28 protein-coding genes are annotated in these 25798 nt (G+C 61.8%); 19 read left to right on the forward strand and 9 right to left on the reverse strand.

Annotated elements, in window-relative coordinates:
* Positions 1–17 precede the first annotated feature (17 nt).
* The 9 genes from NDJ10_RS12675 to NDJ10_RS12715 are packed head-to-tail and all read left to right on the forward strand — an operon-like array spanning position 18 to position 8897.
* Entirely contained in the window at positions 18–794 is a 777-nt protein-coding gene (locus tag NDJ10_RS12675) for a FadR/GntR family transcriptional regulator (RefSeq protein ID WP_296162803.1), read from the forward strand.
* Positions 795–821: 27 nt separating this feature from the next.
* Entirely contained in the window at positions 822–1712 is an 891-nt protein-coding gene (gene ltnD / locus NDJ10_RS12680; protein ID WP_296162806.1) for an L-threonate dehydrogenase, read from the forward strand.
* Entirely contained in the window at positions 1709–3001 is a 1293-nt protein-coding gene (gene otnK, locus NDJ10_RS12685) for a 3-oxo-tetronate kinase (RefSeq protein WP_296162811.1), read from the forward strand. Before ltnD ends, otnK begins: the two co-directional genes overlap by 4 nt.
* Before the next feature lie 46 nt (positions 3002–3047).
* Positions 3048–3731 (forward strand): aldolase, encoded by a 684-nt coding sequence (locus NDJ10_RS12690; protein WP_296162813.1) that lies wholly within the window; start codon positions 3048–3050, stop codon positions 3729–3731.
* 5 nt (positions 3732–3736) lie between these two features.
* The gene (gene otnI, locus NDJ10_RS12695) at positions 3737–4531 is read left to right on the forward strand and encodes a 2-oxo-tetronate isomerase (RefSeq protein WP_296162815.1); all 795 of its coding nucleotides are present in this window, start codon (positions 3737–3739) and stop codon (positions 4529–4531) included.
* Between the two features lie 40 nt (positions 4532–4571).
* Complete coding sequence (locus NDJ10_RS12700) at positions 4572–5498, forward strand: NAD(P)-dependent oxidoreductase (RefSeq protein WP_296162817.1); 927 nt, start codon at positions 4572–4574, stop codon at positions 5496–5498.
* A gap of 39 nt (positions 5499–5537) precedes the next feature.
* Positions 5538–6971, forward strand: a complete 1434-nt coding sequence (locus tag NDJ10_RS12705; RefSeq protein WP_296162819.1) for an aldehyde dehydrogenase family protein — start codon at positions 5538–5540, stop codon at positions 6969–6971.
* A gap of 49 nt (positions 6972–7020) precedes the next feature.
* Positions 7021–7782, forward strand: coding sequence for an SDR family oxidoreductase (locus NDJ10_RS12710; RefSeq protein WP_296162821.1), 762 nt, complete (start codon positions 7021–7023; stop codon positions 7780–7782).
* The gene (locus tag NDJ10_RS12715; RefSeq protein ID WP_296162824.1) at positions 7779–8897 is read left to right on the forward strand and encodes a DSD1 family PLP-dependent enzyme; all 1119 of its coding nucleotides are present in this window, start codon (positions 7779–7781) and stop codon (positions 8895–8897) included. Before NDJ10_RS12710 ends, NDJ10_RS12715 begins: the two co-directional genes overlap by 4 nt.
* Positions 8898–8922: 25 nt before the next feature.
* On the opposite strand, the gene NDJ10_RS12720 is transcribed toward NDJ10_RS12715, so the two are convergent.
* Positions 8923–9243 (reverse strand): hypothetical protein, encoded by a 321-nt coding sequence (locus tag NDJ10_RS12720; RefSeq protein WP_296162825.1) that lies wholly within the window; start codon positions 9241–9243, stop codon positions 8923–8925.
* 271 nt (positions 9244–9514) lie between these two features.
* Here NDJ10_RS12720 and secA point away from each other — a divergent pair, with 271 nt between their 5' ends.
* Genes secA through NDJ10_RS12740 form a run of 4 tightly spaced genes read left to right on the forward strand, consistent with a single transcriptional unit; the run spans position 9515 to position 14842 of the window.
* Entirely contained in the window at positions 9515–12259 is a 2745-nt protein-coding gene (gene secA / locus NDJ10_RS12725; protein WP_296162901.1) for a preprotein translocase subunit SecA, read from the forward strand.
* 14 nt (positions 12260–12273) lie between these two features.
* Positions 12274–13503: a bifunctional glutamate N-acetyltransferase/amino-acid acetyltransferase ArgJ gene (gene argJ, locus NDJ10_RS12730; RefSeq protein WP_296162827.1), complete on the forward strand. Its 1230-nt coding sequence runs from the start codon at positions 12274–12276 to the stop codon at positions 13501–13503.
* Entirely contained in the window at positions 13500–14378 is an 879-nt protein-coding gene (locus tag NDJ10_RS12735; protein WP_296162829.1) for an ATP-binding protein, read from the forward strand. Before argJ ends, NDJ10_RS12735 begins: the two co-directional genes overlap by 4 nt.
* Complete coding sequence (locus tag NDJ10_RS12740) at positions 14375–14842, forward strand: NUDIX domain-containing protein (protein WP_296162831.1); 468 nt, start codon at positions 14375–14377, stop codon at positions 14840–14842. Before NDJ10_RS12735 ends, NDJ10_RS12740 begins: the two co-directional genes overlap by 4 nt.
* A 7-nt stretch (positions 14843–14849) precedes the next feature.
* Here NDJ10_RS12740 and NDJ10_RS12745 read toward each other — a convergent pair whose 3' ends face one another.
* From NDJ10_RS12745 to ftsY, 7 genes are all read right to left on the reverse strand, one after another.
* Positions 14850–15056, reverse strand: a complete 207-nt coding sequence (locus NDJ10_RS12745; RefSeq protein ID WP_296162833.1) for a DNA gyrase inhibitor YacG — start codon at positions 15054–15056, stop codon at positions 14850–14852.
* Positions 15053–15808 (reverse strand): cell division protein ZapD, encoded by a 756-nt coding sequence (gene zapD, locus NDJ10_RS12750; RefSeq protein ID WP_296162835.1) that lies wholly within the window; start codon positions 15806–15808, stop codon positions 15053–15055. Before zapD ends, NDJ10_RS12745 begins: the two co-directional genes overlap by 4 nt.
* Before the next feature lie 13 nt (positions 15809–15821).
* A complete protein-coding gene (gene coaE, locus NDJ10_RS12755) occupies positions 15822–16448 on the reverse strand; it encodes a dephospho-CoA kinase (RefSeq protein ID WP_296162837.1) in 627 nt (208 codons plus the stop codon).
* Between the two features lie 3 nt (positions 16449–16451).
* Positions 16452–17294 carry an A24 family peptidase gene (locus tag NDJ10_RS12760; RefSeq protein ID WP_296162839.1) on the reverse strand — a complete coding sequence of 281 codons (843 nt, stop codon included), beginning with the start codon at positions 17292–17294 and terminating at the stop codon, positions 16452–16454.
* On the reverse strand, positions 17294–18511 hold the full coding sequence (locus NDJ10_RS12765) for a type II secretion system F family protein (protein WP_296162841.1): 1218 nt from the start codon (positions 18509–18511) through the stop codon (positions 17294–17296). The genes NDJ10_RS12760 and NDJ10_RS12765 overlap by 1 nt, the downstream gene beginning before the upstream one ends.
* A gap of 128 nt (positions 18512–18639) precedes the next feature.
* On the reverse strand, positions 18640–19320 hold the full coding sequence (locus NDJ10_RS12770; protein WP_296162843.1) for a dienelactone hydrolase family protein: 681 nt from the start codon (positions 19318–19320) through the stop codon (positions 18640–18642).
* A gap of 32 nt (positions 19321–19352) precedes the next feature.
* Positions 19353–20474, reverse strand: a complete 1122-nt coding sequence (gene ftsY / locus NDJ10_RS12775; RefSeq protein WP_296162844.1) for a signal recognition particle-docking protein FtsY — start codon at positions 20472–20474, stop codon at positions 19353–19355.
* 29 nt (positions 20475–20503) lie between these two features.
* Between ftsY and NDJ10_RS12780 the strand changes: the two genes are divergently transcribed.
* The 6 genes from NDJ10_RS12780 to NDJ10_RS12805 are packed head-to-tail and all read left to right on the forward strand — an operon-like array spanning position 20504 to position 25350.
* Positions 20504–21943: a pitrilysin family protein gene (locus NDJ10_RS12780; RefSeq protein ID WP_296162846.1), complete on the forward strand. Its 1440-nt coding sequence runs from the start codon at positions 20504–20506 to the stop codon at positions 21941–21943.
* Between the two features lie 20 nt (positions 21944–21963).
* Positions 21964–23328: a pitrilysin family protein gene (locus tag NDJ10_RS12785; RefSeq protein ID WP_296162848.1), complete on the forward strand. Its 1365-nt coding sequence runs from the start codon at positions 21964–21966 to the stop codon at positions 23326–23328.
* A gap of 51 nt (positions 23329–23379) precedes the next feature.
* On the forward strand, positions 23380–24021 hold the full coding sequence (gene rsmD, locus NDJ10_RS12790; RefSeq protein WP_296162850.1) for a 16S rRNA (guanine(966)-N(2))-methyltransferase RsmD: 642 nt from the start codon (positions 23380–23382) through the stop codon (positions 24019–24021).
* 33 nt (positions 24022–24054) lie between these two features.
* Complete coding sequence (coaD, locus tag NDJ10_RS12795; protein WP_296162853.1) at positions 24055–24561, forward strand: pantetheine-phosphate adenylyltransferase; 507 nt, start codon at positions 24055–24057, stop codon at positions 24559–24561.
* 15 nt (positions 24562–24576) lie between these two features.
* Complete coding sequence (locus tag NDJ10_RS12800; protein ID WP_296162855.1) at positions 24577–25032, forward strand: universal stress protein; 456 nt, start codon at positions 24577–24579, stop codon at positions 25030–25032.
* Positions 25033–25080: 48 nt separating this feature from the next.
* Positions 25081–25350, forward strand: coding sequence for a YfhL family 4Fe-4S dicluster ferredoxin (locus NDJ10_RS12805; RefSeq protein WP_296162857.1), 270 nt, complete (start codon positions 25081–25083; stop codon positions 25348–25350).
* A 12-nt stretch (positions 25351–25362) separates the two neighbouring features.
* Here NDJ10_RS12805 and NDJ10_RS12810 read toward each other — a convergent pair whose 3' ends face one another.
* The gene (locus NDJ10_RS12810; RefSeq protein ID WP_296162858.1) at positions 25363–25761 is read right to left on the reverse strand and encodes a hypothetical protein; all 399 of its coding nucleotides are present in this window, start codon (positions 25759–25761) and stop codon (positions 25363–25365) included.
* Positions 25762–25798: the final 37 nt, after the last annotated feature.

Consider the following 25798-nt stretch of genomic DNA (forward strand, 5'->3'; position numbering starts at 1 on the left):
GTCTGACAAGCCCGATCATGCTTGCGCCTTTCAAACCCGTCCTGCCTGGTGCCTACCTGTCCGATCAGGTGGCCGATGTGATGGCTGCCAAGATCCGGGCAGGGCACCTGGTTGCGGGTGACAAACTGCCCACCGAAGCCACTTTGGTGGACCAGTTTTCGGTCAGCCGCACCGTGGTGCGAGAAGCTTTGTCACGACTCAAATCGCTTGGCCTGGTCGAGTCGAAGCAGGGCAGTGGTGTGTTTGTCAAGGAAATTGGATTTTCCCCGTTGAATTTTGCTGCCAAGTCGGTGGCGTCGCGGCAAGCCGTGATCCAGATGGTCGAAGTTCGCCGCGCCCTGGAAGCCGAGGTTGCCGCACTGGCCGCACAACGCCGCACCAAGGCAGATATCAAACATATTCACAAGTCGATTGCCAACCTGGACAAGGCCGTGCTGGCCGGTGGTGATGGCGTGGATGAAGACGTGCAATACCACCTGGCCATTGCCGAGGCTGCACGCAATCCCTTTTTGATGGGTACCCTGCAATACCTGGGGCAGTTTTTGCAGGGCGCTACGCGGGTGACCCGCGCCAACGAAGCCCGGCGGGCTGATTTTGAACGTCAGGTACGCGAGGAGCATGCATTGATTGGCCAGGCCATCGAGGCCGGTGACGCTGAGGCCGCGCGCAAGGCCGCCACTTCGCACATGGACAACGCCATTGCGCGCATTGAGAAAGCCGATCCGGCGTTCTGGCAACAAACCGGTGATGAGTTGGCCAGCACCCTGGTGCACGGCTTGCCGGCGTCGTTTTGACTTATTTGAAGGAACTGGAGAAATTGAATGGAAAGTAATGTCGGTCTGATCGGCCTGGGTGCCATGGGCAGCGGCATGGCGGCGTCTCTGCGCCGCCATGACTGCCAAGTGCACGTATTTGATGTCCGCCCCGAGTCGGTGCACGCCTTTGCTGCGCAGGGCGGGGTGGCCTGTGGTTCGCCTGCTGAACTCGCAGCACACTGCAAGGTGATTGTGTCGGTGGTCGTCAATGCCGCCCAGACCGAGGCCGTGCTGTTTGGCGACCAGGGCTGCGCCGCCGCCATGCAGCCCGGCAGTGTGTTTGTGATGTGTTCCACGGTGGACCCCAACTGGTCCATCGCCCTGGAGGCGCGCTTGGCCAAGCTGGGCATTCTGTATGTTGATGCCCCCATTTCGGGCGGTGCCGCCAAGGCCGCCAGTGGCCAGATGACCATGATGACAGCGGCCACGCCCGAAGCCTACGCGGCTGTCGGTCCTTTGCTCGACGTCATGGCCGCCAATGTCTACCGCTTGGGCGACAAGGCCGGGGCCGGCAGCAAGGTCAAGATCATCAACCAGTTGCTCGCCGGGGTGCACATTGCGGCCGCGGCCGAGGCCATGGCGCTGGGCCTGCGCGAAGGCGTGGATGCCGCCGCCCTGTATGACGTGATCACCCACAGCGCGGGCAACAGCTGGATGTTCGAGAACCGTATGGCGCATGTGCTGGCGGGCGACTACACGCCCTTGTCGGCCGTCGATATCTTCGTCAAGGACCTCGGGCTGGTGCTGGATGTGGCGCGCGCCAGCAAATTTCCGCTGCCGCTTTCCAGCACGGCGCACCAGATGTTCATGCAGGCGTCGACATCGGGTTTTGCGCGCGAGGACGATAGCGCGGTCATCAAGATATTCCCTGGCATTGAGTTGCCCAAAAAATCATGAAAAAAATTGTCTTAGGTTGTATCGCCGACGATTTCACTGGCGCCACCGATCTGGCCAACAACCTGGTGCGCGCCGGCATGCGCGTGGTGCAAGCGATGGGTGTGCCTACGCAGTCACTCGATGCGGAGGCGGATGCGGTGGTGGTGGCCCTCAAATCGCGTACGGTGCCGGCAGAGGACGCGGTGCAGCAGTCGCTGGCGGCCTTGCGCTGGTTGCAGGCCCAGGGAGCGCAGCAGATTTACTTCAAATATTGCTCTACCTTTGACAGCACGGCGCAGGGCAATATCGGCCCGGTCACGGAAGCTCTGATGGACGCACTGGCCGATCAGCCGGGCGCCGACTTCAGCATCGCCACGCCGGCGTTTCCTGACAATGGACGCACGGTGTTCAAGGGGCATCTGTTTGTGGGTGACGTGCTGCTCAATGAGAGCGGCATGCAAAACCACCCGCTCACGCCCATGACCGACGCCAACCTGGTGCGCGTGCTGCAAAGCCAATGCAGCCGCAAGGTTGGCTTGATTGATTACAAGGTGGTGGCACAGGGGGCCGCAGCCATTCAGATGCGCATCGACCAGTTGCGTGCTGAGGGTGTGAGCCTGGCGGTGGTGGATGCCGTCTCCAACGACGATCTGTACCGCTTGGGTCCGGCCCTCAAGGGTTTGCCGCTGGTGACGGCGGGCTCCGGTGTGGCGATTGGCCTGCCGGCCAACTTTGGTATTGCACCAAGCAACACGGCCAGCGCCTTGCCGTCCGCCGCCGGATTTCAGGCGGTGGTGTCGGGCAGCTGCTCGCTGGCGACCAATCGGCAGGTGGCCACCTTCGTTCAGGCAGGGCGTCCCGCCTTGGCCATCGACCCTTTGAAGCTGGACGCCGCTGACGGTGGTGCCGCCACTGTGGCGCAGGCCCTGTCCTGGGCCAAAGATCTGCTGTCGCAGGGGCCGGTGCTGATTTATTCGTCAGCCATCCCGGATGCTGTGAAGGCGGTCCAGGCTCGGCTCGGTGTACAGGCGGCGGGCGACCTGGTGGAGCACACCCTGGCCGCCATTGCGCGCGGTCTGGTGGGTCTGGGGGTGCGTCAATTGGTGGTGGCCGGAGGTGAGACCTCGGGTGCCTGCGTGCAGGCGCTGGCCATTTCGCAAATGAAAATCGGCCCGCAAATTGACCCCGGCGTGCCCTGGTGCCATGCCCAAAGTGATGCCGCGCCGGACGGCGGTCTCCACCTCACCCTGAAGTCAGGCAACTTTGGTACCGACGACTTCTTCATCAAATCTTTTGACTGCTTGAAGTGATGCTTGCATCGAGCAGCCTGGTGCAGCACCTGGAACAGCACATGCCATGAACGAGAGCGAAGCCCGTGAGGAAATCTGCCGCGTGGGCCGCAGCCTGTTTGAGCGCGGCTATGTGCATGCCACGGCAGGCAACATCAGCGTGCGCCTGGATGACGCCGAGGGCGGTGGTTTTTTGATCACCCCGACCGACGCCTGTCTGGGTTACCTGGAGCCCGCCCGCCTCGCTCGGCTGGACGACCAGGCCCGACAACTCAGCGGCGACAAGGCCAGCAAAACCATTGCCCTGCACGGCCAGATTTACCGGGCGGCCAGCGCCTTTGACGCCCGGACGTGCTGTGTCATCCACACCCACAGCACCCACTGTGTCGCGCTCACACTGCGCGCTCAATGGCTTGCGTCAACCGAGTTGTTGCCGGCACTCACGCCCTACTTTGTCATGAAGGTGGGCCATGTGCCCCTCATTGATTACCACCGCCCCGGTGACCCCGCGGCGGCGCAGCGTGTTGCCGAGACCATCACCCGTTACGGTGCCGCTGGCACCCCGATCCGCGCGGTCATGCTGGCGCGCCTGGGTCCCAATGTCTGGCACGACTCACCCGCCGCTGCCATGGCTACCCTGGAAGAACTTGAAGAAACCGCCCGGCTGATGTGCCTGAGCGCCGACGCGCCCGTGCCACTGGCCGATTCCCAAATCAACGAACTGCGTCAGACCTTCGGCGCCCGATGGTGAACCCCATGCCAAAATTTGCTGCCAACCTGTCCATGCTCTACCAGGAACACGCGTTTCTGGACCGTTTTGAAGCCGCCGCCAAAGACGGCTTCAAGGCGGTGGAGTACCTGTTTCCCTACGCCTTTGCCAAGGAAGACATTGCCGCGCGCCTGCAGGCCCATGGCCTGCAGCAGGTGCTGTTCAATGCACCGCCGGGCAACTGGGACGCGGGTGAGCGCGGCCTGGCCTGCCTGCCGGGACGCGAGGACGAGTTTCGCGCCGGCATGGTCAAAGCGCTGGATTACGCGGCCACGCTGGCCTGCCCGCGGGTTCATGTGATGGCTGGCTTGCTGCCGGCGGGCAGCAAGCATGAAGCGCTGTACCCCACCTACATCGGCAACCTGCGCTGGGCCGCACAAGAGGCCGCCAAACAGGGCGTCGATGTGCTGATCGAACCCATCAACACGCGTGACATTCCGGGCTTTTACCTGAACCGCCAGGACGTGGCGCACGCTGTGCTGGCGGACGTCGGCGCGCCCAACCTCAAGGTGCAGATGGACCTGTACCACTGCCAGATTGTCGAAGGTGACCTGGCCATGAAAATCCGCAAGTACCTGGCCACCGGCAATGTCGATCACCTCCAGGTGGCCGGGGTGCCGCAGCGCCATGAGCCGGACCTGGGCGAGATCAACCACAGCTACCTGTTTGCGCTGCTCGACGAGCTGGGTTACAGCGGCTGGATCGGCTGCGAGTACCGTCCCGCCAACACGCAGGCGGGCGGCACGTCGGCCGGCCTGGGCTGGCTCAAACCCTACCTGTGACCGCGCGGTCATCACAACTTCATCCACCAGGGAACAAAACATGAAAGATGCTTCCAGCCCGCTCACTGTCGGTTTCATCGGCCTGGGCATGATGGGCCGCGGTATGGCCGGGCATGTGCTGGCCAAGGGGCATGCGGTCGGGCTGCTGCTGCGCTCCCAGGAGAGTGCCACGCGTTGTGCCGACTTGTTGGCAGCGGGTGCCCGCAGCCTGGCCAGCTCGGCCGAAGTGGCGGCCATGGCCGACGTGCTCATCATCTGTGTGACCGGCTCGCCCGAAGTCGAAGACGTGGTGCTGGGCCGGCACGGCGTGATTGAGGGCATCCGCCCGGGCGCGGTGGTGGTGGACTGCTCGACCTCCCAGCCCGATTCCACGTGCCAGCTGGCAGCCGCCCTGGCCGCCAAGGGTGCGCTGTTTCTGGATGCGGCCCTGACCGGCACGCCCAAACATGCCGAGGAGGGCCAGCTCAATCTGCTGGTGGGCGGTGACCCGGCCGTGCTGGAGCGGGTGAGGCCGGTGTTTGAGTCGTTCGCCAAGAACATTTTTTACTGCGGCGCGGTGGGAGCCGGGCACACCACCAAGCTGCTGCACCAGTTTGTGGTGCTGGGCAATTCCGCCATTCTGGCCGAGGCGTTTTCCTGCGCCAGCAAGACCGGCGTCGATCTGGCCGTGTTGTGTGACGTGATTGATTCGGGGGGTGCCAACAGCACGGCGTTCCAGCGCCTGCGCCCCTATGTGCTGGAAGGCAACGACCAGATGTTCCGTTTTTCGATCGGCAACGCCCACAAGGACATGCGTTACTACGCGCGTATGACAGGCGAGGCCCGGGCCGTGTCCTACCTGGGCGACGCCGTGCACAACACCTACACGGTGGCCACCAACCAGGGCTACACACCGCAGTTCATCCCGCATCTGATCAACAGCCTGAACACGCTCAACGGCACGCCAGCCGCGCAGAAAAAAGACTGAAACCGCCCAGCCATTCCCACTTCGCAGCGAGCCCATTCCATGCAATTCAACTTTATTGGCAATGCCTCCCAGGTCTCTTCTTCCGGTCTGACGATCGCCATGCTGGACCCCTCCGATGGTCAGGTTTTTGACCACATCCAGCGCAGCAACGCGCAAGACATTGACGACGCCGTGCGTGCCGCGCGCCAGTGTTTTGACACGGTCTGGTGCAAAACCCCGGCGGCTGAACGCGGCCGCCTGCTGATGCGCCTGTCGGCCCGGGTGGCCCAGGGTGTCGACGAGCTGACCGCGCTGGAGCAGCGTGACTGTGGCAAACCGACGCGCCAGGCGCGCGCCGATGCGGTGGCGTTGGCGCGTTATTTCGAGTTTTATGCCGGCGCCTGCGACAAGCTGCACGGCGACACCATTCCCTATCTGGACGGCTACAGCGTGCTGACCTGGCACGAGCCGCACGGCGTCACCGGGCACGTCATCCCGTGGAATTACCCGATGCAGATTTTTGGCCGCAGCATCGGCGGCGCCCTGGCGGCCGGCAATGCCTGTGTGGTCAAGCCGGCCGAAGATGCCTGCCTGTCGTTGATCCGCGTCGCGCAAATGGCCGCCGAGGTGGGTTTCCCGGCGGGTGCGCTCAACATCGTCACGGGTTACGGCCACGAGGTCGGCGACGCCCTGGCGCGCCACCCCGGCATCGATCACATCAGCTTTACCGGCAGCCCGTCGGTGGGCACCCTGATCCAGCAGGTGGCGGCGCAGCGGCACTGCCCGGTGACGCTGGAGCTCGGCGGCAAGAGCCCGCAAATCGTGTTTGCTGACGCGGATCTGGACGCTGCCCTGCCGGCCATCGTCAACGCCATCGTGCAAAACGCCGGGCAAACCTGTTCGGCTGGCTCGCGCCTGCTGGTGGAGCAGGCCATTTACGAGCCGCTGCTGGAGCGCCTGGGCGCGATGTTTGAAAAATTGCGCGCCGGCCCGGCCAGCATGGACCTGGACCTGGGGCCGCTGATTCGCCAGAGCCAGCAGCAGCGCGTCTGGGACTTTTTAAGCGACGCCCAGGCCGACAACATCAGCATGGTGGCGCAGGGCAGCGTGGTCGATGAAGCGCCCGAGTCCGGTTTTTACCAGGCCCCCACCTTGCTGCGGGATGTGCCGGTGCAGCACCGGCTGGCGCAGCAGGAAATCTTTGGCCCGGTGCTGTGCGCCATGGCCTTCCGCGACGAAGACCATGCGGTAGCGCTGGCCAATGCCACCCAGTTCGGCTTGGTGGCTGGGGTCTGGACGGCGGACGGTGCGCGCCAGTTCCGCATGGCGCGGCGCATCCGCAGCGGTCAAGTCTTTATCAACAACTATGGAGCTGGCGGCGGTGTTGAATTGCCCTTTGGCGGCGTCAAGTCGTCGGGCTATGGCCGTGAAAAAGGCTTTGAAGCACTGCAGGGCTTCACCACCCTCAAGACGGTGGCCATTCGGCACGGCTGACCCTTGCCAGGGCAAGGTATTTTTTAAACACATTTCAAAGGTGTCTCTCATGCGAGTTCAGGACAAATCCATCATCGTCACCGGCGCCGGCCAGGGCATCGGCAAGGGCATCGCGCTGCGGCTCGCCGCCGAAGGGGCGAACGTGATCGTCAATGACATCAACCCAGCGCTGGGCGAAGCGGTGGTGCAGGAAATCGTCCAGGCGGGCGGGGCGGCGTCTTTTGTCGCCGCCGATGTGACCAGCACGGAACAGGTCAAGGCCCTGGTGGCGGCTGCCGTGCAGCGCTATGGTCGGCTTGACGTGATGGTCAACAACGCTGGCTGGACGCACCGCAACCGGCCAGCGCTGGAGGTCCCCGAGGACGAGTTCGACAAGTGTTATGCCGTCAACGTCAAGAGCGTCTACCTGGCCACGGTGCATGCCACACCGGTGTTTCGCGCGCAGGGCGGCGGCTGCTTCATCAACATTGCATCGACCGCGGGTGTGCGCCCGCGCCCCGGACTGACCTGGTACAACGGCTCCAAGGGCGCGGTGATCATCACGTCCAAATCGCTGGCGGCCGAGCTCGGCCCCGACAACATCCGGGTCAACTGCATCAACCCGGTGTTCAACCCCGAGACCGGACTTTCCGCCGAATTTGCCGGCGGCCCGCTGACCGATGAACGCATGGCCAAATTCCGCGCCACGATTCCGCTGGGCCGGTTTTCCACCGCGCTCGATGTCGCCAACGCGGCGCTCTACCTGGCCAGCGATGAAGCAGCCTTTATCAGCGGTGTCTGCATCGAAGTGGACGGCGGGCGCTGCGTGTGAGGCTGCCCTGGAAGGCCGCCTACCCTGGCGACCTTGTCAGTGCCATTGACACCCCCGCGCTGGTGCTCGATCTCGATGCCTTCGAGCGCAATCTGCAGCGTATGATGGCTGCGCTCAAGGGCCATTCGGTGCGGCTGCGCGCCCATGCCAAAAGCCATAAATGCCCCGAGATAGCGCGCCGCCAGATCGCGCTGGGAGCGGTTGGCGTGTGCTGTCAGAAGGTCAGTGAAGCCGCTGTTTTTGTTGACGCCGGCATCAAGGACGTGCTGCTGACCAATCAGCTGGTGGGTGCGACCAAGCTGCTGCATCTGGCCGACCTGGCCCGGCGTGCGCGCATGGGTGTGCTGGTGGATGACCCGCTGCAGGTGCTGGCGCTGGCCGATGTGGCCCACAGCCAGGGCGTGTCGATCGATGTCTATGTGGAAGTGGATGTGGGTGGCCGCCGTTGTGGCGTCACGCCTGGCGCGGCCGCCGCCCAGCTGGCGCGCCTGGTTGCCGACCGGCCGCCGCTGCGCTTTGCCGGCTTGCAGTGTTACCACGGTCCGGCCCAGCACAAGCGCACGCCGCTTGAACGCGAGCAGGCCATTGCGCAGGCGGTGGAGGCGGCCCGGCTCAGCCGCGCGCTGATCGAGGCCGACGGCCTGCAGGTCGAACGCATCACCGGCGCTGGTACTGGCACTTTCCTGCTGGAACGCGATTCCGGCGTCTTCAACGAAATCCAGGCGGGCTCTTATATCTTCATGGATCGTGACTATGGCGACAACCAGCCAGGGGCCCAGGACGTGCGTTTCGAGCATGCGCTGTTTGTCCGCAGTGCCGTGCTCAGTCGCACCCAGCCGACGCGGGCGGTGATCGACGCGGGCCTGAAGGCCTCCAGCGTTGATTCAGGCATGCCCACGGTCTGGCAACGTCCCGAACTCAGGTACGTGAAGGCTGCCGACGACCATGGTGTGCTGGAGGTCCCGGCCGATGCGTCGCTGGCCCTGGGTGATGCGCTGATGCTGGTGCCTGGGCATTGCGACCCCACCGTCAACCTCTACGATGAACTGGTGTGCATCCGTGGTGACCGCGTCGAGGCGATCTGGCCGATCGCCGCGCGTGGCGCCTTGCTTTAGGTTCATTGGTACTTGAAAGTTGCCGTCAATACCGCCCTGAGCCACTGGCAGCACTGACTTTGAGACGGATGCTTTTGACCTCCAGCTGGTGCACGCGCAGATGCGCCTCAAAAGCGGGAAGCAGCTGACGCAGTTTGGCCGCCGTGGTGGTGTTGCTGAGCAACAGGCACCAGACCCCTTCGCTCAAGGGGCCTGCGGTTACCTGGTCTCGCAGTGTTTCCGGAATCAGCGCGGTGATGGCGTCAAGGCGCATCTTGGAGGCGCGGTTCAGTTCCATCAGTTTTGCCAGGCTGGCATGGTTCTGACTGGCTTGCAGCAAGGTTACTGAGGGCTGGCGTCGGTTCATTTTTAAGGCTGATGGCAGATACAGATGATTATCACGGATGCCTGACAGACCCAATTGACCGGCAGGCATTTACCCGGCGCACGTTCACCCGTTGACCCGGTTGTCACGCGGCTGGCGAGCTTGCTCGCGGCGCGGGTAAAATTAAGACAGTAGGACAGTGTTTGGCGACATTTGACTTTCGTAGCGCTGTTCCCCCATTCAAGTCAGATCGTAAAAAAAAGGATTGCGCCGCATGTTTGACCCTGTGGGTCAGGCTGTTCGCCCCGTATTCATGGCCATCACGTTCCTCACCAAAATTTTCGGCAGCCGCAACGACCGCCTGCTCAAGAAGTACCGCCACACCGTGGCCAAGATCAACGCCCTGGAAGCCGGCTTCGAGAAGCTCTCCGACGCCGATCTGCGCGCCAAGACCGAAACCTTCAAGGACCGGCTGGCCAAGGGTGAAACGCTCGACGCGCTGTTGCCCGAGGCCTTTGCCGTGGTGCGCGAGGGTTCCAAGCGGGTCATGAAAATGCGTCCGTTTGACGTGCAGTTGCTTGGCGGCATGTCACTGCACAACGGCAAAATCTCGGAAATGGGGACTGGTGAAGGTAAAACCCTGACCGCCACCCTGCCTGTGTACCTGAATGCCTTGTCCGGCAAAGGGGTGCATGTGGTCACGGTCAATGACTATCTGGCCAACCGTGATGCCCAGTGGATGGGCAAGCTGTACAACTTTCTGGGCCTGTCGGTGGGCATCAACCTGCCCAACATGCCACGGGAAGAAAAGCAGGCCGCTTACCGCGCCGACATCACCTACGGCACCAACAACGAGTACGGCTTTGATTACCTGCGCGACAACATGGTCTATGAGGCCGCTGACCGGGTGCAGCGCGGCCTGAACTATGCCATCGTGGACGAGGTGGACTCGATCCTGATTGACGAAGCGCGCACCCCGCTCATCATCAGCGGCCAGGCCGAAGACCAGACCGACTTGTATGTGGCGATCAACCGCATCGTGCCGCAACTGGAAAAACAGGAGGGCGAGGCCGATCCGCACACCGGCGAAGGCATCACCAAGGTGGGCGATTTCACGCTTGACGAAAAAACCCGCCAGGTGTTTCTGACCGAGCGCGGACACGAAAACGCCGAACGTATCCTGTTCGAGATGGGCCTGATTGCCGAAGGCGCCAGCCTGTACGACCCGGCCAACATCACGCTGATGCACCATTTGTACGCCGCGCTGCGGGCCAACCATCTGTACCTGCGCGACCAGCATTACGTGGTGCAGGCCGGCGAGGTGGTGATCGTGGACGAGTTCACCGGGCGCCTGATGAGCGGCCGGCGCTGGAGCGAAGGTCTGCACCAGGCGGTGGAAGCCAAGGAAGGCGTGGCGATCCAGCCAGAAAACCAGACCATGGCGTCGATCACGTTCCAGAATTACTTCAGGCTCTATGGCAAGCTGGCCGGTATGACCGGTACCGCCGACACCGAGGCCTATGAGTTCCAGGAGATTTATGGCCTGGAAACGGTGGTTATTCCGCCCAATCGACCCAGCCGCCGCGACGACCAGCTGGACCGTGTCTACAAGACCACCAAGGAAAAGTACGACGCCGCCATTCAGGACATCCGCGAGTGTTATGAGCGCGGCCAGCCCGTGCTGGTGGGCACCACCTCGATCGAGAATTCCGAGATCATCGCCGAGTTGCTGGAAAAGGAAAAGCTGCCACACCAGGTGCTCAATGCCAAGCAGCACGCCCGCGAGGCAGATATCGTGGCGCAGGCCGGCCGTCCCAAGATGATCACCATTGCCACCAACATGGCCGGTCGCGGCACCGACATCGTGCTGGGTGGCAACATCAGCAAGATCATTGAGGCGATCGAGAACGACGAATCACTCGATGCGGGGCAGAAGCAGCAGCAGCTTGATGCCGTGAATGCACAGTGGGCCAAGGACCATGCGCAAGTGACGGCGCTGGGCGGTTTGCGCATCATCGCCACCGAGCGCCATGAGTCGCGCCGCATTGACAACCAGTTGCGCGGCCGCTCGGGCCGCCAGGGCGACCCAGGTTCATCTCGCTTTTACCTGAGCCTGGACGACTCGCTGATGCGCATTTTTGCCGGTGAGCGCGTCAAGGCCATCATGGACCGCCTCAAGATGCCAGAGGGTGAGGCGATCGAGGCGGGCATGGTGACCCGCTCGATCGAGAGCGCCCAGCGCAAGGTGGAGGCGCGCAACTTCGACATGCGCAAGCAATTGCTCGAATACGACGACGTCGCCAACGACCAGCGCAAGGTAATCTACCAGCAGCGCAACGAGATTCTGGACGCGACCGACCTGTCGGCGCAAATCCAGTCGCTGCGCGAAGGCTGCTTTGAAGACGTCGTTCGCCAGTATGTGCCCGCCGAGTCGGTGGAAGAGCAGTGGGATCTGCCGGCGCTGGAGCGCGTTCTGTCGGATGAGTGGCAGATGACTCTGGCTTTGCAGCACCAGGTGAACGCCGCCAGTGCCATCACTGATCACGACATTCTGGACACCGTGCGCCACCATGCCAACACCGTGTTTGATGAAAAAGTGGCTTTGGTGGGCAATGAAAACTTCACCCAGTTCGAGCGCATGGTGCTATTGCAAAGCATCGACAGCAACTGGCGTGACCACCTGAGTTCGCTCGACTACCTGCGCCAGGGCATCCACCTGCGCGGCTATGCGCAGAAGCAACCCAAGCAGGAGTACAAACGCGAGGCCTTCGAGCTTTTTGGCCAGATGCTCGATGCGGTCAAGAACGAAGTCACCAAATTGTTGATGACGGTGCGTATCCAGTCGAATGAAGAAGCTGCTGCTGCAGCCGTCGAAATGGAAAACCGCGCCGAGCGCATCAGCAACGTCACTTACAGCGCACCCACCGAAACCGGCGAAGTGCAAACACTGGTGGACGAAGCCACGGTGCCGGTTCAGGTTGCACGCGTGGGGCGTAACGAGCTCTGTCCCTGCGGCAGCGGCAAGAAGTACAAGCATTGCCACGGCAAGCTGGCCTGAGAAAGCACCCCCCCATGTCTGTTCATTTGTTACACCCAAATCCCGCTGAATTGTTTCCGATTGCCGGTGTGCGCATCGGTGTCACCGAAGCCGGCATTCGCAAGGCCAACCGCAAGGACCTGACCGTGGTGCTGATCGACGAGGGCGCTTCGGTGGCCGGGGTCTTTACGCAAAACCGTTTTTGCGCAGCACCGGTACAGCTTTGCCGCGAGCATCTGGCCACGGGCCAGGGCATCCGCGCCATGCTGATCAACACCGGCAACGCCAACGCCGGCACCGGTGCAGACGGGCTGGCGCGGGCCTCCAGCACCTGCCAGGCGCTGGCCGGGCGGCTGGGTGTGTCCAAACAGCAGGTGCTGCCGTTTTCGACCGGGGTCATTATGGAAACCCTGCCCAGCGAGCGTATCGAGGCCGGACTGGACGCCGCCATTCAGAATGCCAGTGCCGACCACTGGTTGCGCGCCGCCGAGGCCATCATGACCACCGACACCGTGCCCAAGGCGTTTGGCGTGCAGCTCATGATTGACGGCACACGGGTCAGCATCTCCGGCATCAGCAAGGGTGCCGGCATGATCCGCCCCAATATGGCGACCATGCTGGGTTTCATGGCCACCGACGCCTGCGTCAGTCCAGGACTCATGAAACAACTGGCCACCGAGCTGGCTGAGGGTTCGTTCAACCGGGTCACGGTGGATGGCGACACCTCGACCAACGACTCCTTCGTGGTCATTGCCACCAACCAGGCGGCCCATGCCCCGATCACTTCGCTGGACAGCCCGGCCGGCCAGGCGCTCAAGGCCGCCATGCTGGGTGTCGCGCGCCAACTGGCGCAAGCCATTGTGCGCGACGGCGAAGGCGCCACCAAGTTCATCACCATCCAGGTCGAGGGTGGCAAGACCCAGGCCGAGTGCCGCCAGGCAGCCTATGCCATTGCGCACTCGCCGTTGGTCAAGACCGCATTTTTCGCCAGCGACCCCAACCTCGGCCGCATCCTGGCCGCCGTCGGGTATGCCGGCATCACCGACCTGGACCAGACCGGCATTGACTTGTACCTAGACGAGGTGCTGGTCGCGTTCAAGGGCGGGCGCAACCCCGACTACCGTGAGGAAGATGGCCAGCGGGTCATGAAGCAGGCCGAGATCACGGTGCGCGTGGTGCTGGGCCGGGGTGATGCGGCGGACACCGTGTGGACCTGTGACCTGAGCCATGACTATGTCTCGATCAACGCCGATTACCGTTCATGAACGCGAGTTTCGAGCATTTGCTGCTGCGTGCCGAGCAGCTCATCACCCGCATTGAGGCGGTGCTGCCGCAAGCCGTGGCGCAAACCGACTGGACCGCATCAAGCGCCTTTCGCTACCGCAAGCGCAGTTCCGGCCGGGCCACGCTGGAGCCGGTGCGCCATGTCGGCGCCATGGCCCTGGCCGACCTGAAAGAAATCGAGCCGCAAAAGGAAAAGATTTACCGCAACACGCGCCAGTTCGTGCACGGCCAACGGGCCAACAACGTGCTGCTGACCGGCGCCCGAGGCACGGGAAAATCGTCGCTGATTCGCGCCTGCCTCAATGAATTTGCCGCTCAGGGCCTGCGTCTGATCGAAGTTGACAAGGCCGACCTGACCGACTTGCCCGACATCATTGACCTGGTATCGGACGAGCCGTACAAATTCATCGTGTTTTGCGATGACCTGAGCTTTGATGAAGGCGAGTCCGGCTACAAGGCGCTCAAGTCGATCTTGGACGGCTCGGTGGCCGCCACCACCGCCAATGTGCTGATTTACGCCACCAGCAACCGGCGCCATCTGTTGCCCGAATACATGAAGGAAAACCTCAGCTACACCCACACCCCTGATGGCGAGGTGCATCCGGGTGAAGGCGTGGAGGAGAAAATATCGCTTTCGGAGCGTTTTGGCCTGTGGGTGAGCTTTTACCCGTTTTCTCAGGACGAGTACCTCACCATCGTGGCCCAGTGGCTGGGTGCCATGGGGGTGTCGGCAGCGGCCATTGAGGCGGCACGCGCTCAGGCCCTGGTCTGGGCGCTGGAGCGGGGTTCGCGCAGCGGTCGTGTCGCCTACCAGTTTGCCCTGGACTACGCCGGTCAGCACGCTGTCACCACATGAGCCAGCAGGGCAGGGCAGCCACTGCGCTGGTGGCCGACGGCGCGTTGCCACGGGTCGGTGGTGCCGACCGTGCCGTGGTCGATGTGGCGGTGGGTGTGTTGATCCGGTCGGACGGTGATTTTTTGCTGACGTCGCGCCCGGCTGACAAGGTCTACGCCGGTTACTGGGAGTTTCCCGGTGGCAAGTTCGAGCCGGGCGAGTCGGTGCAGCAGGCGCTGCAACGCGAACTGCAGGAAGAACTCGGTATTCACATTGACCAGATCGAACCCTGGCGGCAAGAGTTGGTGGACTACCCGCATGCGCTGGTGCGCCTGCATTTCTGCAAGGTCTGGCATTGGTCGGGTGAGCTGCAAATGCGCGAGGCCCAGTCGTTTGCCTGGCAACGCCTGCCGGTGTCGGTGAACCCGGTGCTGCCCGGCACGCTGCCGGTGTTGCAGTGGCTGGCTGAGGAACGCGGCGTTTAGGCCGGGTTTAGTCCGGCGCAAAATCTTCAGGCGGCGCCACGGCAGGCACGGCAAACTGTTCGCTGGCCCAGGCCCCGAGGTCAATCTGTTTGCAGCGTTCGCTGCAGAAAGGGCGATAAGGGTTGCTTGCCGCATAGACGCTGGCACCCCCACAGCCCGGACAGGTCACGATTTTGACCGGGATGCTAGTGGCCTGCTTGGTGGGCTCGTTCATGCGCACAAGGCCAGCTCCAGGCTGACATCTTCGGTGATGGCTTGCAGCCGATGGTCTTCGTCCTGGTGCAGCAGTCGCACCGATACCATCAGCCGGTTGCCGCTGATTTCAGGCACCAGTTCCAGGCTGTCATCGAGCGCCAGCCGCAACAGCAAAAAGGTGCGTCCCTGGGGCAGACTTTGCTGCATCTGACCGTTGTTGACGATGACTTTTTGCGGTGCACCGGAGCCGCGCAACAGCTTGAGCAAGATGTGCACGGCATCGGCCATGGGCTTCAGCGACAGAGCCCATTGCTGTAGCTGGGCTTGCCGAAAAGCAGGGGGCCTGTGCTGCCAGGCGTGGTAGGCGGGCAGATCAAAGCCGCAGGTGCCACCCGGAATGACGACGCGACTGCGAATGGCCATGAGCCAGTCGTTTTCGGTCAGGGTCTGCCCCACTTTGCCAGGCAGGTTGTTCAGGGTTTCAAAGCACTGGTCCAGTTGCTGGATCACTTCATCAAGCGCTGCCTCGGCAATGGCCGGATTGCCGCGGTAACTGTCAAGGGTATGTTTTTGCCTGTCGAGGTCTTTGAGCAGATCGGACTTGAGGTCGGCGCGCGTGCTGACTTCGAGGATCTCGAACATGCTTGCCAGCGCAAAGTGGTGGTCCATAGCCGCCACGCGCGGCAACAATTGCTGCAATTGGATAAAAAGATGTTCCAGACGCAAATAAGTGCGAATGCGTTCTTGCAATGGGTATTCGTAAAGGATCACGCTATTCAATCGATCAGTTTGCTGGGACTAATGATAGCTTGAAGCGGGGCGCCAGGGCTGTCACTTCGGCGCGTAAACCCTCACGCGTCAGACCCTCGTTGAAAATCACGCTGTCAGCTGCCTGCAAACGGCGCAGACGGCTGCTTTGGGCGGCGATGATGGCCTCGACTGCCGCACGCTTGAACCCATTGCGTGCCTTCACCCGCGCGATCTGGGTTTCTTCCAGGCAATCCACCACCAGCACATGGTCCACTTTTTGTCGCCAGCTGGCTGACTCCACCAGCAAGGGCACATCAAACACCAGGCAGTGGTAGCCAGCGTGCTCGGCAGCGCCGACCTGGCGCCGGGTTTCTTCAGCGACCAGTGGATGGATGATGGCTTCCAGGTTCAGTTTGGCGCCGGGGTCTTTGAAGGCCAGGTCGCGCATGCGGTCGCGGTCCAGCGCTCCCTCGGCGGTGACGAAGTCGGCGCCAAAACGCCGCGCAATGGCGGGCATGGCCAAACCACCGGGTGCGGTGAGCTGGCGGGCGATGGCATCGGCATCCATGATGGCGGCACCCAATTGGGCGAGCAGGGCCGCCACGGTGCTTTTGCCGCTGCCAATGCCCCCTGTCAAACCGACATGAAACGGTGCGTGCACGTTTTACAAGCCCACGGCCTTGAGCATGGCATTGGGGCCTGCCAGCAGGGCGGTCAGTCCGGCAGCCGCCAAAAACGGACCAAAGGGCACATAGCCCCCTTCGCGCAGATTTTTCGAAAATTTCAGGCCGATCCCTACGGCTGCTCCAATCACCGATGCCATCAGGATGATGGGAATCAGCGCCTGCCAGCCAAACCAGGCACCCAGCGCAGCAAACAGCTTGAAGTCGCCATAACCCATGCCCTCTTTGCCGGTGACCAGCTTGAAAGCCCAGTACACCAGCCAGAGCGACAGGTAGCCACACACCGCACCCCAGAAGGCATCGTTCAGATGGACGTTGCCCAATTTCAGGGCGGCAACTGCCAGGCCGGCCCACAGCAGCGGCAGCGTGATGTCGTCGGGCAACAAGGTCGTGTCCCAGTCAATCATGCCGAGCGCCACCAGGGCAGCACAGAAACCACTCCAGATCAGGGCGGTCGCCGTCGCCCCCCATTGCCAGCCACACCACAGGAAGAGCAGACCGGTGACCAGTTCAACCAGTGGGTAGCGCAGGCTGATGCCCGCCTGGCAATGGCCGCAGCGCCCGCGCAGCACCAGGTAACTCAGCACCGGAATGTTTTCAAACCAGGCCAGCTGGTGACCGCAACTTTGGCAGCGTGAGCGCGGCACGACCAGGCTGAAGGGCGCTCTTTCCGGCTGGTTTTTTCCCTGCATGTCGGCGCATTCGGCTTGCCACTGGGTTTCGAGCATCACCGGCAGGCGGTAAATGACGACATTGAGAAAGCTGCCGATCAGCAGACCCAGAAGACCCAGCAGGCTGGCCTCCAGTCCTTGTATGTCTATCATCAGACCACCTGACCGAGCTTGAAGATGGGCAGGTACATGGCCACCACAATGCCGCCAATGACGGTACCCAGGATCACAATGATGATGGGTTCCATCAGGCTGGATATGCCCGCCACCATATCGTCTACTTCCGCTTCATAGAAGTCGGCTGACTTGCCCAGCATGTGGTCGATGGAGCCCGACTCTTCGCCGATAGCACACATTTGCAGCACCATCGAGGGGAACAGGTTGGCGTTGGTCATGGCCTGTGTGAGCGCCGTGCCGGTGGAAACCTCCTGCTGGATTTTGACGGTGGCCAATTCGTAGACCGAGTTGCCCGCGGCACCCCCTACCGAGTCCAGCGCCTCGACCAGTGGTACGCCGGCGGCAAACATGGTGGACAGGGTTCGGGTCCAGCGGGCAATGCAGGATTTTTCCACCAGAACCCCGAAAATGGGCAATTTCAGCATGAGGCGGTCCATGATGACCTGCATTTTCTTGTTGCGCCGCCAGGCTTGCATGAAAAAATAAAGCGTGCCGCCGATGCCGCCAAAAATCAGCCACCAGTACTGAACAAAAATCTCGCTCATGGCGATCACCGCCAGAGTCGGCCCGGGCAGGTCGGCGCCAAAATTGGAAAACACCTCCTTGAACGCCGGCACCACAAAAATCATGATCACGGCAGTCACGACAAAAGCCACGACCAGCACCGAGATGGGGTACATCAGGGCGGATTTGATCTTGGATTTCATGGCCTCGGTTTTTTCCATGTAAACCGCCAGCCGATCCAGCAACTGGTCCAGAATACCGGCGGCCTCGCCAGCCTCGACGAGGTTGCAGTACAGGTTGTCAAAGTAGAGCGGGTATTTGCGAAACGCCACACTCAGCGAGGTACCGGTTTCCACATCGTTGCGGATGTCGTTGAGCAGTCGGGTCACGCTCGGATTGGGGTTGCCGCGGCCGACAATGTCAAAGGCCTGCAGCAGCGGCACACCGGCTTTCATCATGGTGGCCAACTGGCGGGTAAAGATCGCCATGTCCTTGGGTTTGATAGCCTTGCCGGCGCTCATGCGCCGCTTCTTGATCTTGAGCGGCATGATGCCCTGGCGCCGCAACGACGATTGCACCTGGTTTTCGCCCCCGGCGCGGGTTTCCCCTCGAACCTGTTTGCCATTGCGGTCCTTGCCCTCCCACTCAAAGACAAATTCCTTGGCGGCTTTTGTTTTTTCGGTTGCCATAAAGTTATTGAAAGCTTGGGTTAAGGGTTGCTGCAGGAGCAGCCGCGTTTCAGCAAAGCAAGCGCTATTTTCACTTTTTTCAAGTCCCACTTGTGAAACTTGTTGAAGCCGGCAAAAAGAGCTTGTTTTCAGGCCACTTCAGGGGCCAGGACCTGACGCAGAAAAATGGAAATATCGACCACTTCGCGCGGGTGCAGGCTGTGCGGCATGGGGTAGCTGTGCCATTGCACCGGGTAACCCAGACTGCTTAGCTGGTCGCGACTCGCTTCGCCACGGGCGGGGAGCACCACCGGGTCTTGGTTGCCGTGTGCCATGAAGATCGGGGTGTGGGCGTTGGCCGCAGCGCGTTCTGCAGCAAAGCGCTCTGCCAGCGGCAGGTAGCCTGACAAGGCCATGATACCGGCCAGTGCCTGGGGAAAGCGTAGCCCGGTGTGCAGCGCCATGGCACAGCCTTGCGAGAAACCGGCCAGCACAATGCGCTTGGCCGAAATGCCGCGTGCGATTTCCCGCTCGATCAGTGCCGTAATCGCCTTTTCTGATGCACCAATGCCTGCTGCGTCCTGGCGACTGATCATGTCGGTGCCGAGCAGGTCGTACCAGGCAGGCATCACATAGCCGCCGTTGATGGTGACGGGGATCTCCGGGGCATGCGGGAAAATGAAACGGATGCCAGGGCAGCCAGTGAGGTCAAGCTCGGGCACCAGGCCGGCAAAGTCATTGCCATCAGCGCCCAGGCCATGCAGCCAGATTACGGCGGCGTCGGGATTGGGGGCTGTGTCGATCTGGATATGGGGGAGCAGTGTCGTCATGGGGTCTGGGTGTGGCGGGTTCAGCGCAGGCGCTAGGACAGCAGTGCCTGGGCAAATTCACGGGCGTTGAAGGTTTCCAGGTCTTCCAGTTTTTCACCGACACCGATGAAATACACGGGGATGGGGCGTTCACGGGCAATGGCGGCCAGCACGCCGCCCTTGGCCGTACCGTCGAGCTTGGTCACGATCAGGCCGGTCAGACCCAGCGCGTCGTCAAAGGCCTTGACCTGTGTGAGTGCGTTCTGCCCGGTGTTGCCGTCAATCACCAGCAGCACCTCGTGGGGCGGTATGGTGATGGCGATTTCATCGGCCGTGCTGGCGGCTGCGCTCAGGTTGTCCAGCGTTGGACCGGCTTTCTGGATCACGCGTTTGATCTTGACCAGTTCCTGCATCAAATGCAACTGGGTGGGCAGACGTCCGGCGGTGTCCACCAGCACCACGTCGCGGCCGCGAGCTTTGCCCGCGCTCACCGCATCAAAGGCTACCGCCGCCGGGTCGCCGCCTTCCTGGCTGATGATGTCCACTGCCGTGCGGTCAGCCCAGACGCCCAATTGCTCGCGCGCCGCCGCCCGGAAGGTATCGGCAGCGGCCAGCAGGACGCTGGCATTGTTGACGGCCAGATGCCGTGTGAGCTTGCCAATGGAGGTGGTTTTGCCCGCGCCATTGACACCGACGACCATGATCACGGTCGGTTTGAAGCGACCAATCACCAGTGATTTCTGCAAAGGCGTGAGCAGGTCGGTGAGGGACGCCACCAGCAGGCTCTTGACGGCAGCCGGGTCGGTGGTTTTGCTTTCCTTGACGCGGCGTTTCAGGTCTTGCAGCAAATGCCCGGTGGCCTTGACGCCGGTGTCGGCCATCAGCAGGGCCGTTTCCAGATCTTCATAAAGGGCATCGTCAATCTGTGTACCGGTGAAGACGGTGGCAATGCTATTGCCGGTTTTGCGCAAACCTGCCTTGAGCTTGTCGATCCAGGATTGGCGTTCAAGGGCTGGCGCCGGTTCTGAGGTGAACGCTTGGCCGGGTGCCGCAACCGGTGGCGTTGACATGGCATCAGGCACCGGAGTCGTGGCGGGTTGGGGCAGCGCATCCGGGATAGCGCTGGCGACGACAGGGTGTGGGGCAGGGGGCTTTTTTCTGAAGAAGCTGAACATTTTGTTGGTTCGTGGTATCACTGCATTCTATGAAACACAACGCACCTACTTTGATACCCCCTGGTTTGACCCGTTTCGGCGCTGCCTGGCTGGTCTGGGCCACCCTCTCGACGGCCAGTGCCCAGGCACCTGTTGCGCCCGCGTCGCCCCCTGTCCAGGCACAGCAGTTCACGCTGGCCAACGGCATGAGCTTGATCGTCAAACCCGATCGGCGCGCCCCCACGGCCGTGCACATGCTGTGGCTGCGCGCCGGATCAATGGACGAAGTAGATGGCAGCTCGGGCGTGGCGCACGTGCTGGAGCACATGTTGTTCAAAGGCACGCCCAGCGTTCCGGTCGGGGAGTTTTCCCGCCGTGTGGCAGCCCTGGGCGGGCGCGACAACGCGTTCACCAGCCTGGACTACACCGGTTATTACCAGCAAATCCCTGCTGCCCGGCTGGCCGATGTGATGGCGCTTGAAGCCGATCGTTTTGCGAATAACCAGTGGTCTGACGAGGAATTCAAAAAAGAGCTCGAAGTGGTCAAGGAAGAGCGTCGCATGCGTACCGAAGACAACCCGCGGGCGCTCATGAATGAAGCCTTGCAGGCGGCTGTTTTCGTGGCTTCACCGTATCGCCGCCCGATTGTTGGCTGGATGAGTGACCTGGAGTCCCTGACGCCCGGGGATGCCCGTGCTTTTTACCAGCGCTGGTATGTGCCGGCCAATGCCGCCGTGGTGGTGGCGGGTGATGTAGATGTGGCTGAGGTGCGCCGCCTGGCTGAAAAATACTATGGGCACATTCCCGCTCGGGCGGTGCCCGAGCGCAAACCACGTGTCGAACCTGCACAAACAGGCCTCAAACGCATCGCCATCAAAGCGCCGGCCGAGCAGGCCATGGTGACGCTGGCGTTCAAGGTGCCCAGCTTTCAATCATTTGATGGGGGCACAGACGATGCCGATGCGTTGGCACTAACGGTGTTGTCTGCGGTGCTGGACGGCTACAGCGGCGCCCGTCTGGAACGCGCCCTGACCCAGGGACCGGCCCGGGTGGCCGACAGCGCCGGCGCCGACAACGGTTTGTGGGGGCGTGGCCCGCAGTTGTTCGTGTTATCGGGGGTGCCAGCCCAAGGCAAGACGGCCGGGCAGGTGGAGGCCGCCCTGCGCGCCGAGGTGACGCGCATTGCCACCGAAGGCGTCTCCGAATCAGAGTTGGCCCGGGTCAAAACCCAGTGGGTGGCCAGCGCGGTGTACAAGCTTGATTCGGTCTTTAACCAGGCGCGTGAATTGGGCACCAGTTGGGTGCAGGGCCAGCCGCTGGATGCCCATGAGCGTTTGATCGAGCGCCTGCGCGCCGTGACGGCGGAACAGGTCAAGGCGGTGGCAGGAAAATACTTTGGCGACGACCAGTTGACCGTGGCCCAGTTGTTGCCACAGCCACTGAACAAAACCGGCAAGCCACGCACCGTACCAGCCGGCAGCAGACATTAAAACAATTCCAGATTGACGCCATGATCACGCTCAAAAAAATAACGCTCCACGCGGTATTGACCTCCTTGGTCAGTCTTCTGTATATGCAGGCCGCCATGGCCGGTATTGCCATTGAACACTGGACCCAACCCAGCGGCGCCCAGGTCTACCTGGTGCAAAGCCACGCGATTCCGATGGTCGATGTGCAACTTGACTTTGACGCCGGCAGCCGCCGCGATCCGGCCGGGCAAGCCGGACTGGCCAGTGTGACCGCCAGTCTGAGCGGCATGGGCGTGCTGGCCAACCCGGCGCGGGGCGAAGCGGCGCTGGACGAAAACGCGCTGGGTGAGGCCTGGGCCGACCTGGGCGCCAGCTTTGGCGGCCATGCCGGCAATGACCGCATGAGCTTTACGCTGCGCTCGCTGACCTACCCCGATCTGCTGGCCCGCGCGGTGCAACTGGCGGCGCGGCAACTCGCTGAGCCGGCTTTCCCCCAAAATGTCTGGCAACGTGAGCGTGAAACCATGATCGCAGCCATCAAGGAGGCCAATACCCGCCCGGCCACACTGGCCCAGCGCGCGTTCGACCAGGCTGTCTACGGTTCGCACCCTTATGGGTATGACACCACCGAGGCCAGTTTGCAGCGCATCGAGACCTCGCACATGGCGCTCCTTTATCGGCAGTCGATTCAACCTTGTTGCGCCAAGGTCACGCTGGTGGGCGCCTTGACGCGTGCGCAGGCCGACACGCTGGTGACACAACTGCTTGCCAGGCTGGCGGCGCCCGAGACAGCAGCGGCAGCGTCCTGCCCGGCGCTGCCTGTGCTGGCTGAAGTGGCGCCTTTGACGCAGGCCAGCGAACAGCGTATCGCTTTTGACTCGGCCCAGGCCCATGTGCTGCTGGGTCAGCCTGGCTACAAACGCAACGACCCTGATTTTTTTGCCATGCTGGTGGGGAATTACATCCTGGGGGGCGGTGGTTTTGTTTCGCGCCTGACGCATGAGGTGCGGGAAAAACGGGGCTTGAGTTACAGCGTCTACAGCTACTTTCAACCCGGGCTGCATGCGGGCGCTTTCACCATCGGCTTGCAAACCCGTCCCGACCAGGCCGATCAGGCCTTGCAGGTGTCACGCGATGTGCTGGCCCGCTTTGTGGCCGAAGGCCCGACCGAGACCGAGCTTCAGGCCGCCAAGGACAACCTGATTGGTGGCTTTGCCCTGCGCCTGGACAGCAACCGCAAACTGCTTGACAACGTGGCCAATATCGCCTGGAACAACTTGCCGCTCGATTATCTTGACGCCTGGGCGCAGCGCGTTCAGAGCATCACGCGGGCTGATATCAAGGCGGCGTTCCAGCGCAAGCTCCAGCCCGGGAAGATGGTGACCGTGGTGCTGGGGGGACAGTAGACGCGTCCCAGTGAGTCTGCCGGGCGGGCCTCCGCGGGTAAGATGCTGGGTATGAAACGAGCCCCCTCCGAACCTAAAGATCGTCCCCCCCGGGCACCGCGTCCGCGTGCTGTGCAAAGCCATGAAATACGTATCATCGGCGGCCAGTACAAACGCAGCAAACTGCAGGTGGCCGACAAGCCGGGCTTGCGCCCCACGCCAGACCGGGTACGTGAAACCCTGTTCAACTGGTTGGGGCAGGACCTGGGCGGCTGGCGCTGTCTGGATGCTTTTGCCGGCACGGGCGCCCTGGGCTTTGAGGCGGCGTCGCGCGGTGCCGCGCAGGTGTTGCTGGTCGAACAGGACGCAGCCCTGGTGGCGCAACTCAAACGCGTGCAAAGCCAGTTGAAGGCGGAGGTGGTTCAGGTGGTCCGGGGCGATGCGGTGGCGGCACTGCGCCATGCATCCGCGGGCAGCCTGGATCTGATCTTTCTGGATCCACCCTTTGACTCGGAGCTGTTTGAAGTCGCTGTGCAGGTTGCTGCGCCGGCGCTGGCAGCCAATGGTTTCTTGTATCTGGAAGCGTCCAAACGCTGGTCTGACGAGCAGTTGCAGGCGCTGGGTTTGCAGCTGCATCGCCATCTGAAGGCGGGCATGGTGCACGCACATTTGCTCAAGCGCATCGAACCACTCGCAGCGCCAGCGGGTTCATAATGGCCGCATGCTTACTGAAACTCACTATTCGCCATGGCCAATGATCTGATTGCCGTTTATCCGGGTACCTTTGATCCGATCACCCTGGGACATGAGGACGTGGTGCGCCGCGCGGCCCAATTGTTCGGCCATGTGATTGTGGCGGTGGCGGCAGGGCACCACAAAAAGGCCATGTTTTCACTTGAGGAACGACTCGACATGGCGCGCGAGGCGGTCAAGCCCTACCCTGGCGTGCAAGTGGCAAGTTTCGATGGATTGATGCGTGACTTTGTGGTTTCATGTGGCGCCAAGGCGATGGTGCGCGGCCTGCGCGCCGTGACCGATTTTGATTACGAATTCCAATTGGCAGGCATGAACCGCAGCCTGATGCCAGACGTTGAAACCGTATTTTTAACTCCTGGCGACAAGTACCAGTTTATTTCCAGCACCTTTGTGCGTGAAATTGCCACCCTGGGTGGTGAAGTGGATAAATTTGTCTCACCTGCCGTCAACCAGCGGTTGCTGGAAAAAGTAAGTCGCCTGGCTGGCAGGCCCCTTTGAATTTTTGGAGAAAACATGAAAATCCTTTTGCCTTTTGATGGCTCTGCTGTCGCCCTGGAGGCGGTGCGTTTCGTCATTCGCATGGCTGCAGATGGCCTTGACACCAGTGTGGTGCTGGCCAATGTTCAGGAGCCTGCCAGCCTGTATGAATTAATGGTAGCGCACGACCCGGAGGTGATTGGGCAGGTCAGCGCGGCGGCCGGGACCAACACCTTGCAGGCCGCGCGGGTACTGCTGGATGAAGCCAGACTGGGTTACGAGGAGGAGGTGGCCTCGGGTGACCCGGCGCATACGCTGGTGGACATTCTTGAAAACTACGGCTGCGATCTGGTGGTGATGGGCGCCAGTGGCACCAGTGCCCTGCGCAGCGCCCTGTTGGGTTCGGTGTCCAATGAGGTGTTGCATGCTGCTGGGGTGCCAGTGATGATTGTCAAGGGTGCCGAGCAAGACAATGTTGACACCGCGGAATAAGCCAAACTTTTAAAATCAGGGCCTACTTACTTTTGTCTGATTGCGTTTATGGCCCTGTTAATCACCGACGAATGCATCAACTGCGATGTTTGCGAGCCGGAATGTCCCAATGACGCGATTTACATGGGGCAGGACATCTATGAGATCGACCCCGCCAAATGTACCGAGTGTGTGGGCCACTTTGATGAACCGCAATGTGTGCAGGTATGCCCGGTGAACTGTATTCCAGTCAATCCGGACTTTGTCGAAGACCAGGAAACCCTGTGGCAAAAGTACCGGCGCCTGCACGCGCAAAGTCTGTCGGTTCCACCGGCCTGACCTGCAGCCGGGTCAGGGCCTGAGTTTCTTTTTCTGCCCCCCTCGCTTTTCGGAGCCCGGCACTTCTGCAATAAATGCTGCCGGTTTTTTGTGTTTTGGCTGCATCCGTTTGGGTGTCAGGATGGTGGTCCTGGGGGTGCCGGGTTCTGGCTTCTCTGGTGTCGTTGCAGTGATGGCTTGCTGGCTGGCGAGCAAATGTTTTTCTTCTGCGATGCGTGTTTGCGCCATGGTTTGTGCCAGCCTGGCCGTCTGTTCAGAGGCTGCATCTGTCTGCTGTTTTTGCTCTGGCTGGCGTGGGTCACTCAGCTGCAGGGGTTCAGCACCCGGGCAGGGTACCTGACTGTAAAAATTGCCACAGCGGTAAATGGTTTGGGCTTGAACGCCCAACGCCAGTGTGGCCCCGACCAGCATAAACGCAGCTCGAATGTGAACTTTTTGCACCTGAATC

The organism is Rhodoferax sp. (assembly GCF_023700745.1).
In the GTDB taxonomy this organism is placed as follows: Bacteria; Pseudomonadota; Gammaproteobacteria; order Burkholderiales; family Burkholderiaceae_C; genus Rhodoferax.

Excerpts from the sequence above, each read along its gene's own strand:
- NDJ10_RS12675 (WP_296162803.1), top strand. The coding sequence starts at position 18 with ATGCTTGCGCCTTTCAAACCCGTCCTGCCTGGTGCCTACCTGTCCGAT.
- ltnD (WP_296162806.1), top strand. The coding sequence starts at position 822 with ATGGAAAGTAATGTCGGTCTGATCGGCCTGGGTGCCATGGGCAGCGGC.
- otnK (WP_296162811.1), top strand. The coding sequence starts at position 1,709 with ATGAAAAAAATTGTCTTAGGTTGTATCGCCGACGATTTCACTGGCGCC.
- NDJ10_RS12690 (WP_296162813.1), top strand. The coding sequence starts at position 3,048 with ATGAACGAGAGCGAAGCCCGTGAGGAAATCTGCCGCGTGGGCCGCAGC.
- otnI (WP_296162815.1), top strand. The coding sequence starts at position 3,737 with ATGCCAAAATTTGCTGCCAACCTGTCCATGCTCTACCAGGAACACGCG.
- NDJ10_RS12700 (WP_296162817.1), top strand. The coding sequence starts at position 4,572 with ATGAAAGATGCTTCCAGCCCGCTCACTGTCGGTTTCATCGGCCTGGGC.
- NDJ10_RS12705 (WP_296162819.1), top strand. The coding sequence starts at position 5,538 with ATGCAATTCAACTTTATTGGCAATGCCTCCCAGGTCTCTTCTTCCGGT.
- NDJ10_RS12710 (WP_296162821.1), top strand. The coding sequence starts at position 7,021 with ATGCGAGTTCAGGACAAATCCATCATCGTCACCGGCGCCGGCCAGGGC.
- NDJ10_RS12720 (WP_296162825.1), bottom strand. The coding sequence starts at position 9,243 with ATGAACCGACGCCAGCCCTCAGTAACCTTGCTGCAAGCCAGTCAGAAC.
- secA (WP_296162901.1), top strand. The coding sequence starts at position 9,515 with ATGGCCATCACGTTCCTCACCAAAATTTTCGGCAGCCGCAACGACCGC.
- argJ (WP_296162827.1), top strand. The coding sequence starts at position 12,274 with ATGTCTGTTCATTTGTTACACCCAAATCCCGCTGAATTGTTTCCGATT.
- NDJ10_RS12735 (WP_296162829.1), top strand. The coding sequence starts at position 13,500 with ATGAACGCGAGTTTCGAGCATTTGCTGCTGCGTGCCGAGCAGCTCATC.
- NDJ10_RS12740 (WP_296162831.1), top strand. The coding sequence starts at position 14,375 with ATGAGCCAGCAGGGCAGGGCAGCCACTGCGCTGGTGGCCGACGGCGCG.
- NDJ10_RS12745 (WP_296162833.1), bottom strand. The coding sequence starts at position 15,056 with ATGAACGAGCCCACCAAGCAGGCCACTAGCATCCCGGTCAAAATCGTG.
- NDJ10_RS12760 (WP_296162839.1), bottom strand. The coding sequence starts at position 17,294 with ATGATAGACATACAAGGACTGGAGGCCAGCCTGCTGGGTCTTCTGGGT.
- NDJ10_RS12765 (WP_296162841.1), bottom strand. The coding sequence starts at position 18,511 with ATGGCAACCGAAAAAACAAAAGCCGCCAAGGAATTTGTCTTTGAGTGG.
- NDJ10_RS12770 (WP_296162843.1), bottom strand. The coding sequence starts at position 19,320 with ATGACGACACTGCTCCCCCATATCCAGATCGACACAGCCCCCAATCCC.
- ftsY (WP_296162844.1), bottom strand. The coding sequence starts at position 20,474 with ATGTTCAGCTTCTTCAGAAAAAAGCCCCCTGCCCCACACCCTGTCGTC.
- NDJ10_RS12780 (WP_296162846.1), top strand. The coding sequence starts at position 20,504 with ATGAAACACAACGCACCTACTTTGATACCCCCTGGTTTGACCCGTTTC.
- NDJ10_RS12785 (WP_296162848.1), top strand. The coding sequence starts at position 21,964 with ATGATCACGCTCAAAAAAATAACGCTCCACGCGGTATTGACCTCCTTG.
- rsmD (WP_296162850.1), top strand. The coding sequence starts at position 23,380 with ATGAAACGAGCCCCCTCCGAACCTAAAGATCGTCCCCCCCGGGCACCG.
- coaD (WP_296162853.1), top strand. The coding sequence starts at position 24,055 with ATGGCCAATGATCTGATTGCCGTTTATCCGGGTACCTTTGATCCGATC.
- NDJ10_RS12800 (WP_296162855.1), top strand. The coding sequence starts at position 24,577 with ATGAAAATCCTTTTGCCTTTTGATGGCTCTGCTGTCGCCCTGGAGGCG.
- NDJ10_RS12805 (WP_296162857.1), top strand. The coding sequence starts at position 25,081 with ATGGCCCTGTTAATCACCGACGAATGCATCAACTGCGATGTTTGCGAG.
- NDJ10_RS12810 (WP_296162858.1), bottom strand. The coding sequence starts at position 25,761 with ATGCTGGTCGGGGCCACACTGGCGTTGGGCGTTCAAGCCCAAACCATT.